General features: G+C 45.4%; 11 protein-coding genes. 7 read left to right on the top strand and 4 right to left on the bottom strand.

From position 1 onward, the window contains the following. Positions 1-297: 297 nt before the first annotated feature. Entirely contained in the window at positions 298-1,104 is an 807-nt protein-coding gene (locus B5F71_RS17600; protein WP_239414082.1) for a recombinase, read from the top strand. Between the two features lie 74 nt (positions 1,105-1,178). On the opposite strand, the gene B5F71_RS17605 is transcribed toward B5F71_RS17600, so the two are convergent. After that, on the bottom strand, positions 1,179-1,742 hold the full coding sequence (locus B5F71_RS17605; RefSeq protein ID WP_087212931.1) for a Crp/Fnr family transcriptional regulator: 564 nt from the start codon (positions 1,740-1,742) through the stop codon (positions 1,179-1,181). Between the two features lie 156 nt (positions 1,743-1,898). Here B5F71_RS17605 and B5F71_RS17610 point away from each other — a divergent pair, with 156 nt between their 5' ends. The 5 genes from B5F71_RS17610 (at position 1,899) to B5F71_RS17625 (ending at position 5,625) form a co-directional block, all read left to right on the top strand. Beyond that, positions 1,899-2,225, top strand: a complete 327-nt coding sequence (locus B5F71_RS17610; RefSeq protein WP_021928755.1) for a multidrug efflux SMR transporter — start codon at positions 1,899-1,901, stop codon at positions 2,223-2,225. A gap of 15 nt (positions 2,226-2,240) precedes the next feature. Continuing rightward, a complete protein-coding gene (locus tag B5F71_RS17615) occupies positions 2,241-3,422 on the top strand; it encodes an MFS transporter (RefSeq protein ID WP_087212942.1) in 1,182 nt (393 codons plus the stop codon). Positions 3,423-3,641: 219 nt separating this feature from the next. Continuing rightward, positions 3,642-3,809: a hypothetical protein gene (locus B5F71_RS20480; RefSeq protein WP_158098138.1), complete on the top strand. Its 168-nt coding sequence runs from the start codon at positions 3,642-3,644 to the stop codon at positions 3,807-3,809. Positions 3,810-4,343: 534 nt separating this feature from the next. Further along, positions 4,344-4,928, top strand: coding sequence for an immunoglobulin-like domain-containing protein (locus tag B5F71_RS17620; RefSeq protein WP_022041110.1), 585 nt, complete (start codon positions 4,344-4,346; stop codon positions 4,926-4,928). 7 nt (positions 4,929-4,935) lie between these two features. After that, the gene (locus B5F71_RS17625) at positions 4,936-5,625 is read left to right on the top strand and encodes an SIMPL domain-containing protein (RefSeq protein WP_022041111.1); all 690 of its coding nucleotides are present in this window, start codon (positions 4,936-4,938) and stop codon (positions 5,623-5,625) included. 202 nt (positions 5,626-5,827) lie between these two features. Here B5F71_RS17625 and B5F71_RS17630 read toward each other — a convergent pair whose 3' ends face one another. Further along, positions 5,828-6,154 (bottom strand): multidrug efflux SMR transporter, encoded by a 327-nt coding sequence (locus B5F71_RS17630; protein WP_087212934.1) that lies wholly within the window; start codon positions 6,152-6,154, stop codon positions 5,828-5,830. A 110-nt stretch (positions 6,155-6,264) separates the two neighbouring features. On the opposite strand from B5F71_RS17630, the gene B5F71_RS20485 reads away from it, so the two are divergent. Further along, positions 6,265-6,435, top strand: coding sequence for a hypothetical protein (locus tag B5F71_RS20485; protein ID WP_158098139.1), 171 nt, complete (start codon positions 6,265-6,267; stop codon positions 6,433-6,435). A 308-nt stretch (positions 6,436-6,743) separates the two neighbouring features. Here the strand turns inward: B5F71_RS20485 and meaB are convergent, their stop codons facing one another. Continuing rightward, the gene (meaB, locus tag B5F71_RS17635; RefSeq protein WP_013619156.1) at positions 6,744-7,835 is read right to left on the bottom strand and encodes a methylmalonyl Co-A mutase-associated GTPase MeaB; all 1,092 of its coding nucleotides are present in this window, start codon (positions 7,833-7,835) and stop codon (positions 6,744-6,746) included. 165 nt (positions 7,836-8,000) lie between these two features. Next, positions 8,001-9,077 carry a DUF1573 domain-containing protein gene (locus B5F71_RS17640; RefSeq protein WP_162609952.1) on the bottom strand — a complete coding sequence of 359 codons (1,077 nt, stop codon included), beginning with the start codon at positions 9,075-9,077 and terminating at the stop codon, positions 8,001-8,003. Positions 9,078-9,315 lie beyond the last annotated feature (238 nt).

Raw genomic sequence — 9,315 nt, forward strand, 5'->3', positions numbered from 1 at the left:
CGGCTCGCAAGGCTATGCCAATGTTGGTTTCCGAGTGGTAAGAATAGATAGCAACTGAACTTATTTGATTTTCGTTATTTTGTTCCATTTATAAACAGAAGAAAGAAAGACATAGATATTCTTTCTTCTGTTCTTATTTTGTACCTTTATTCTACGGAAGGGTTAGCCGAACAAGCAAAGCGATGCAGACCACGGCAAATAGGACAGTTGTCTACTCATTATCCCCAAATGAGGTAATTCTTCTAACTCTTTTGATTGCAAAGAGGAATATCCCTTGTACAGATTTACGCAAAAGCAATGGCGAAATACGGCTTACAGCGTGGCATACGGGGTTCGGAAGCACGGCATACCACCACCGCCCAATACTACCGTGACCTGAAACGGCAGACGGGAGAGCTTGAAGCCAACGTAAGGCAGTTGCAGACCGCACAACAACAGGCTGAACGGCAGCTTGACGAAGTGCGAAAGGAAATCAAGTCGGAGAAGCTGGAAGCCGCCAAGACCGAAGCGAAGACGGCACTCGTGGCAAAGGTCGGTTCTCTTTTGGGCAGCGGCAAGCTAAAAGAACTGGAAGCCGACAACCGCACCCTGCAAGGCGAGGTTGCCGTCCGTAACGAAAGCATCGAACTGTTGCAACGGCAAATGCAGCGGCAGCAGGAGGAACACAGCCGCCAGCTTATGGAACTGCAAGCCAAGCACCGCAGGGAAATGGCGGACAAGGAAGCGGAACACCAAAAGGAAGTGTCATTCCTGAAATCCGTTATTCAGAAAGCCAAGAAATGGTTTCCGCTGTTCCAAGAGTTGGTGTATATGGAGAAGTTCTGCCTCAAAGTCGGCTTCAACGAGAAGCAGACTGCCACGCTTATCAGCGGCAAGCCGTTGTTCTACGAGGGCGAACTCTATTCGGAGGAACACAAGCGGAAGTTTAAGACCGAAAGGGCAGGCTTCCAAGTGGTGAAGGACCCGAAAGACAAATCGAAACTCGCACTTGCCATCAACAGGCAACTGATTGGCGAATGGTTCAAGGAGCAGTTCAACAAGCTGTTCTCATCCATTAGGAGGACGGTTGCACCGCACAGAAAGGACAAAGGCTTGGGTTTGTAAACAATGCCAACGGGAGGGTAGCAAGTTTGTGTTTTGGGCAGACCAAAACCGCTTGCTACCCGCTGATTGAAACGTCACTTTATTTGTGCTCTAATCCTGCTCAAGCTCGCTTGTGTGACACCTAAATAGGTTGCGATACTTCCCAATGGTAACCGTTGCAACAAATCAGGCTCTTTCTCTAACAACTCCTTATACCGTTCCGAAGCGATGGCAGACAACATGGAAATCAATCGTTCCTCAGTGGCAAGTAATTCCATTTCCGCATAACGCCGCCCCCAATTAGCGATGTGCAAGTCTTCTGAAAACAATTCTTTCAGTTTTTTTCTTTCCAATACATACAGGACTGAATCCTCCATCAGCTCCATCGTTTCATATCCCGGCTCATCGTTCACGTATCCTTTCATGGAAACGAGAGTCGCCCCTTCCTTGCCGACCCAAAAGGTAATGTCCTTTCCGTCCACCGAAGTATAGGCGCGGACAATGCCTTTCTTGATGAAAAAGATGTCCTTCTCCACCTTGCCACTTTCCAGCACGCGGAAGCCTTTGGGATAGGAAACTTCCGTCAGGCATTGCCGCAACTTGTCCAAAGATGCATCCGGCATGGCATATCTCAGGTTGATGATTTCCTTTATATCCATAAGTCATTTTGTTGTGGTACAAAATTATAAAATAACGCACAGAAACAGATACAAACAGCTGTTTTTTGCCAAATGCAAAAGCCGTTTTTACCAAATGTAAAAAACGGTTAGAAATTACTTGCTTACTTTTGCACCCGAATTTAATAAATCATAGGTATGAATTGGATAATTTTATTTTTGGCAGGATTGTTTGAGGTAAGCCTTACATTCTGCTTGGGAAAAACGAGAGAGGCATCAGGTATTGGTTTTTATCTGTGGGGAAGCGGTTTCTTGGCTTCCACGGTATTGAGTATGGCATTACTTGCCAAAGCGGTTCAGACTTTGCCTTTGGGCACGGCATACGCCATTTGGACGGGTATCGGAGCGGTCGGCACGGTCTTGATTGGGATATTCGTTTTCAAAGAGCCGGCCACTCCCATACGGCTTTTCTTCCTGTTCACGCTCATTGCCTCCTTGATTGGATTGAAAGTTGTGTCATACTGAAAGGAGGAATAAATGATGAAATATGAATTGAGAGAAAACCATGGCATTCCGGCACCTCTGCTGGCTCTGATGGCAGTCGCTACCGGGCTTTCCGTTGCCAACTGCTACTACAACCAGCCTTTGTTGGGCAGCATGGCAAAGGATTTTAGGGTAAGCGACTTTTCTGCCAGCATGGTTGCGACATTGACCCAGATAGGTTATGTAGTCGGACTTGTGTTTGTCATTCCGCTTGGCGATTTGGTTTCACGAAAGCAGCTGATATTGACCAATTATATCGTTTCATCGTGCGCATTGCTTGCCATAGCACTTGCCCCTAACATCTATTGGGTATGGGGTGCATCCTTGCTTGCCGGAGCGTCTTCGGTCATGCCGCAGTTCTTCATCCCGTTGGTGTCTTATCATTCAGCACCCGCACACAAGGTGCGCAACGTGGGGATTATACAATCCTGTCTGCTAATAGGCATTCTTGGTTCACGGGTATTCAGTGGCTTTCTCGCTGATGTTTGGGGATGGCGTTCCGTTTATTTCGTCGCTTGTGCGTTTATGCTTGGATGCTTTCTGATGATTTACAAGATGCTGCCCGTGCTGTCTGCCCGTTCACAAGAAACTTATGCAGGATTGATGAAATCCTTGCTGCGCCTGCTCTACAAATACCCATACTTGCGTATCGCTTCTTTGAGGGCAGCATTGGCTTATGCTTCGTTCTTCGCATTGTGGAGTTGCCTTGCTTTCCGGATGAAACAAGAGCCTTTCTTTGCGAGTGACGATATTATCGGCGCACTCGGTTTGTGCGGATTGGCAGGTGCATCCACGGTGGTTTTCATCAGCGGCTATATCCAAAAGTATGGCGCAAGGTTCTTCTCTATTGTCGGAGGATGTGTGGTATTGGCTGCATGGTTCTTGGCATTTTGGGGGAATGCCAGCTATGTATGGATGATAGTCGCTATCCTGTTGATTGATGCAGGAATGCAATGTATCCATCTGTCCAACCAGACCAGCGTGGTCGCCCTTGATGCATCCGCTATCAATCGTGTCAATACCGTTTATATGACCATTTACTTCTTGGGTGGCTCTGCTGGTACATTCGTTTCAGGCCTGTTTTGGCAACATTACGGATGGGCAGGTGTGGTTTGGACGGGAATAGCTTTTACCGTGGCTTCCTTGCTCGTTAATTGCTTCAAGCCCAAAACGGCATAAGGGTGGATGCCAAATATCCAGACTGAAATAATTTTTGGAATGATTTTCCAGCCTGAATATTTTTCATACCTTTGTGCCGTAAGAGTTACCCAAACAAGCAAAGCGATGTAGACTGCGGCAATTAGAACGGTTGCCAACTCATTACCCGAAACGAGGTAATCCTTCCAACTCTCTTAATTTCAAAGAGGAATATCCCTTGTACAGATTTACGGAAAATCAATGGAAAAACCAAAGTCCAGCGGATATCGCCACCGTCATCATCCGCACCGGCACCGGTTAGTGGTTGTCGCGGAACAGACTACCGCCACAGAGCAAAACAAGGATGGTATCACCTTTGAAGAATGTTTGGCTATGACAGAACCGGATGCTTATGGAAGCACTGAATGATACGGACATTCTTTCAGCCCTAAAGGATATTCAAAAAAAGACAAATCACTCATTATGCTATCGGTATAGATTTATGCATTTTGTTGATGTCACAATTCCGACATGCTGTCTCCGTCCCGTTCGGCGCACATCACTAAACTGTCTTTATCTCACTCAGATTACTTGAAAGGCTTTCGTTATTATCTTCTTGCCTCAACGCAGATAGCTTCGTCTGGTGTAAGATTAATAATCTTACAGCAGATGCACCTATATGCGTTTGCCGACACACCTATATCCGCGGGCTTCCGCAACCGGCTGCGTCTTGCTATGATACTATTGAATATCCGCAATGAACCCATGTAGGGGCGGGGTTCGCCCGCCTGTATGCACCTACGTGGATGTATTCGGGCAGGCAAACCCTGCCCCTACAGGTAAATGAAAAAGGCGTGTTGCGGCATATTCTTTTTTTCTGAAAAGATATTGCTTTTATCCTGAAAAATAGTGAATAATATTATGTAACTTTGTATTTATCAAACAAAAAGGTGAATATACACTATGAAAAGTATTATCCTGTTTATAACATTATCCAGCGCTATTTGCATAAGTTGTAGCAACAAGCGACAGCAACTACAACCGGAAGCCACACCGGACAAAGAGCCGGCTATAACCGGTGGAAACGATACGGCTACAAACATTCGAATAAGCAGTCAAGATACATTGCCAGACAAGGATACCATTGTCTACGACATACCGGAATGCTGCCTTTGGTACGCCAAAGACTTGCCGGATGAATACAAGGATAAGCCTGTTTCCATGTGGGCGGAACATGCTGTATATTGGGAGAATGTGCACGCCGTCAATATATTTGTATCAAATCCAACGAACGCACAACTATCATTCGGGAGGTATTGGGACATAGATGTTTGGAAGGAAGAGAAATGGGTTTCCCCGGAAATGAAAGTTTCCTGCATGATATGGCCTGATGACGAATTTATAATGCATAAAGGCATGTTGTTGCATTGTTTCCGTTTTCCTGTTGGTAAATATTATCATCTGCCCAAAGGGAAATACCGGATAAGCAAACCCTTCGGCTTGGCAGGAAAGAGTATAGAGTTGAATACAGAATTTGAAATCAAATAGTCTTTTTATGAAAACAAACGTGTTAGCATTAGTTATCAGCCTGTGGGCGACCTTTTCGCTGCAAGCGCAGACAAACGAACGTTACATCGAAGTGACAGGTACATCCGAAATCGAGATTGTTCCCGACAAAATCCATTACCTCATCGAAATCCGCGAATACTTCGAAGAAGAGTTTGACGGGAAATCGAAGCCCGAAGAATACCGTACCAAAGTGCCCTTATCGGAAATAGAACAAGGATTGAGGGATGCACTTACCCAAGCTGGCATCTCGCCCAACGCCGTCCGTACACAAGAAATCGGCGACTATTGGCGCCAGCAAGGACAGGACTTCTTAGTTTCCAAGAGCTTTGACATTACACTGACCGACTTCAATCAGATAAATGAAATAGTCAGGCGAATAGATACAAAAGGCATACACACCATGCGTATAGGCGAGTTGGAAAACAAAGACATGCCGGCATATCACCAAAAAGGAAAAATCGAAGCGTTAAAGGCTGCACAACAGAAAGCCGCTTACCTGGTAGAAGCATTGGGCAAGAAATTAGGCAATGTCATACGCATCGTAGAAGAAAGCAGCAACACGGCTTTTCCGTTTGCACAAAGCAATGTGCTTTCTTCCGATGCGGCATCATTCGACAGTTTCCGCACCATCAAGAAAAACTATTCCATGCTCGTGCGTTTTGAAATCATAGATTAGGAACATTTCATCGCAGCGGACACAGAGTTTTACAAAAAAGATAACGAATCCACAAAATAGCCTGTGTAGGGGCGTATCGCATACGCCCGAATGAGCCAACTCATTCACGAAGATGTTTTCTGGGCGTATGCGATACGCCCCTACAGAGGATGTTTGCGGTATTCAATTTTTATTGAACGGTAACTTGAAAGAGAATGGCTCATCAATGTGAGACCAGCTTCAATCCGATAATGGAGGCTATCAAAGTAGAGATGAAGAAAAGACGGAGAAAGGATACCGGCTCGTGAAAGAACACGATGCCAAGCACCACTGTACCTACCGCACCAATACCTGTCCACACCGGATAGGCGGTACCGATAGGCAACGTCTGCACTGCCTTTGCCAACAATACCATACTTAATGTAAGACTCAGCAAGAAACCGGCACCCCAAAGATACCAGCCGGTGCCCGATGCTTCTTTCATCTTACCCAAACAAAAAGCAAAGCCGGACTCAAAGAATCCGGCAACAATCAGAATAATCCAGTTCATACGGCTTTCTTATTTCTTTTAATAAAATGTGGAGGCAAAGATACGATTTTTTATTCACACCACACCTTGCAAACTATTTATTTTAGAAGCTGTTTTGAATTTATCGTGCGATGATTTGGGATGAGTTTTTGAGGCATTTTCGCTTCTGTAATGAGGAAGATAGCGGGCTATCTGACGAAGAACAGGAGCGAAAAGGACCAAAAAATCGCCCAAAGCACACACGAAAACGAATACATCAAGCCAAGAAAAACTTTTTGGAGAAATTCAAAACAGCTTCTTAGTAGATGTTGAGAATTAGTTTATACTTCTCGCAACATTAATTTGTGCATTCTGTATATGCCATGTAGTAGAGACGATGTGCACATCGTCTCTACAGAAACGGTGCGAAATGTTCAAGGAAATGCACAAATTCATACCGTGCATGGTATATATAATGTGTCAGTTCAGAAACGCGGATTATTTTAATTTACGATTTGACAATTTACTATCTGCTATTTGAGCATTAAATCGTACTTCGTAAATCGAAAAATAGTAAATCAAAAGAATCTGCGCTAATCTGCGAAAATCTGTGTTTCTGATAATATCACACTTACTTCCCAAAATAAGTATCCAACAAACGCCGTGCAGCCGAAAACGAGGAAGTCTTGCCTGAAAGCACCTGCTCTTCCTCGTATGCCAAAAGCGAAGATACGGCGGGATTATTGTAGAAGCTATCGCGCAACTGCTCGTTGATGGATTCGTACATCCAGTATTTTGCCTGCTCGTTACGACGGTGTTCGAAATATCCGTTCGCCTTCACAAATGCAAAGTATTCGTATATCATGTCCCAGATTTCCTTGATGCCAATGCCATAGAAACCGGAATAAGTCAGCACTTTGGGTATCCAGCCGGATTCGGGAGCCGGAAACAGATGCAAGGCATTGCGGAAATGGGCTGCAGCCAACTTCGCCTTTTCAATGTTGTTTCCGTCTGCCTTATTGATGACAATCGCATCTGCCATCTCCATGATTCCACGCTTAATGCCCTGCAGTTCATCTCCCGTTCCGGCAAGCTGGATAAGCAAGAAGAAATCCACCATCGAATGCACTGCCGTCTCGCTCTGCCCTACTCCGACAGTTTCTACAAAAATTTTATCGAAGCCTGCGGCTTCGCAAAGGATAATGGTCTCGCGCGTCTTGCGTGCCACACCCCCCAACGAACCTGCCGTAGGACTGGGACGGATAAACGAATCAGGATGCACCGAAAGTTTCTCCATGCGGGTCTTATCACCCAAGATACTTCCTTTCGAACGTTCGCTGCTGGGGTCGATGGCAAGCACGGCAAGCTTGCCTCCCTTCTCCAAGACATGCAATCCGAAAACATCTATCGAAGTACTCTTGCCAGCACCGGGCACACCACTGATACCTATCCGTACGGAGTTGCCCGAAAATGGCAGGCATTTCTCTACCACTTCCTGCGCCAATGCCTGATGCTCGTGCTTGACACTCTCTATCAGGGTAACCGCCTGGCTCAATACCGTAATGTCTCCCTTGAGAATACCTTCTACATACTCGCCTGCCGTAAACTGGCGGCGTTTCGGACGTTTTCTTGCTTTCAGATACGGGTTTATCGTAGCAGGCTGGTCAATGCCCTTGTTTACCGTCAACCCTTTGTATGCTTCATTGTTTTCGGGGTGTTCCATAGTTTTTTATTTAAGAAGTTAAGAAGTTAAAGGAGTTAAGGAGTTAAGAAGTTAAAGGAGTTAAGAAGTTAAGGAGTTAAGAAGTTAAGCCAATAGAACCGTAAATGTCAGCAAAAGTATCGGCTTAACTCCTTAACTTCTCTAACTCCTTAACTCCTGATTATATCATAGCAATTTCGCCTTCACCCGGATAGTGACCGAAGGCTTTGCCGGGTCGTTCGTTATCATCAACACACGCGGTGTGCCTTTTACGCGCGACAAGTTCTCTGCCAAGACCGTAATCTTCATCTTTGTAGATTCACCAGGTTTCAAGACCGTTTTTTTCAGGCTTACGGCAAGAGCAATGCTGTTTACCTGCATATCCTGAATCTCCAGATTCGATTTACCGGTATTGGTGATTACCACGCTTTGCGATTTTTTCTGGTTAGGCTTCAACGGCGGAAACTCCAATTCGGTAGCCGAAAGCGAAAGTTGCGGAGGATTGTTCTTCTGCTGCTCGGTCATCTTGGAGAAATCGGGAAGCAAAGCAATGGATACGGGTATCTCATTATCCGCCCCTACTTTATCACCGGGAAAACGTGACAGATAAACGGAAGTCCGGGTAATGCCCAGCTTAGGCAATTTGTCGGTATCCAGTGTCACCACAATCTTTCCGTTCTTGCCACGTCCCAACACTTCCGGTGTCGCTTTTGCCGACAGATAAGGAGGCAAGTGCATCAATACCGGCGTATAGGTCTTACTGGATGTATTCGCCACCAGAATCGTAAACTCCGGACGTTCTCCCTTATTGACATTCTCAAACTCGATTTCTTCTTGATTCAGGTGCACCGAACCGAATCCGTAAGGATGCGTAAACGAATAGTTCTTGGCATCGGCTGTCACCTCTCCGTTGAACTCCAAATAAACGGGAACAGCACTGGCATTGCAATATACGCCTACTTCCTTATAGAAATGTCCGATGGCTTCGGCATCGAACACTGCGCTAACGGTTCCCTTACCGCCTGCAGGTATGGGATGTTTGGTCCAATCCACCTCAACACATCCGCACGAAGCGGTTACATTCGAAATGACCAACGGTTTGTCACCGGTATTGGTAAACTGGTAAGTAACTGTAGTGGGATTGCGCCAAAGTATATACCCCAAGTCTTGCTTCTCGCGGTCGAATGTAATTTTCGGCTGGGCGTATGCCGTAAGCGCCACACCAAGCATTATGCTGAATAAAAATAGAATCCGTTTCTTCATCTTTTGCATGTACTAATTTCGAGAGAACAAAGATAAAGAGAAAATCAAAGACAGACAAAAAACCAAGCATCGAAATAAATTTGAAACGCAGATTAACGCGGATTCACGCAAATTATAGAAACTGTTTTGAGAAGCTGTTTTGAATTTCTCCAAAAAGTTTTTCTTGGCTTGATGTATTCGTTTTCGTGTGTGCTTTGGGCGATTTTTTGGTCCTTTCCGCTCCTGTTCTTCGTCAGAT

This window comes from Bacteroides sp. An269, from assembly GCF_002159755.1.
Classification (GTDB): domain Bacteria; phylum Bacteroidota; class Bacteroidia; order Bacteroidales; family Bacteroidaceae; genus Phocaeicola; species Phocaeicola intestinalis.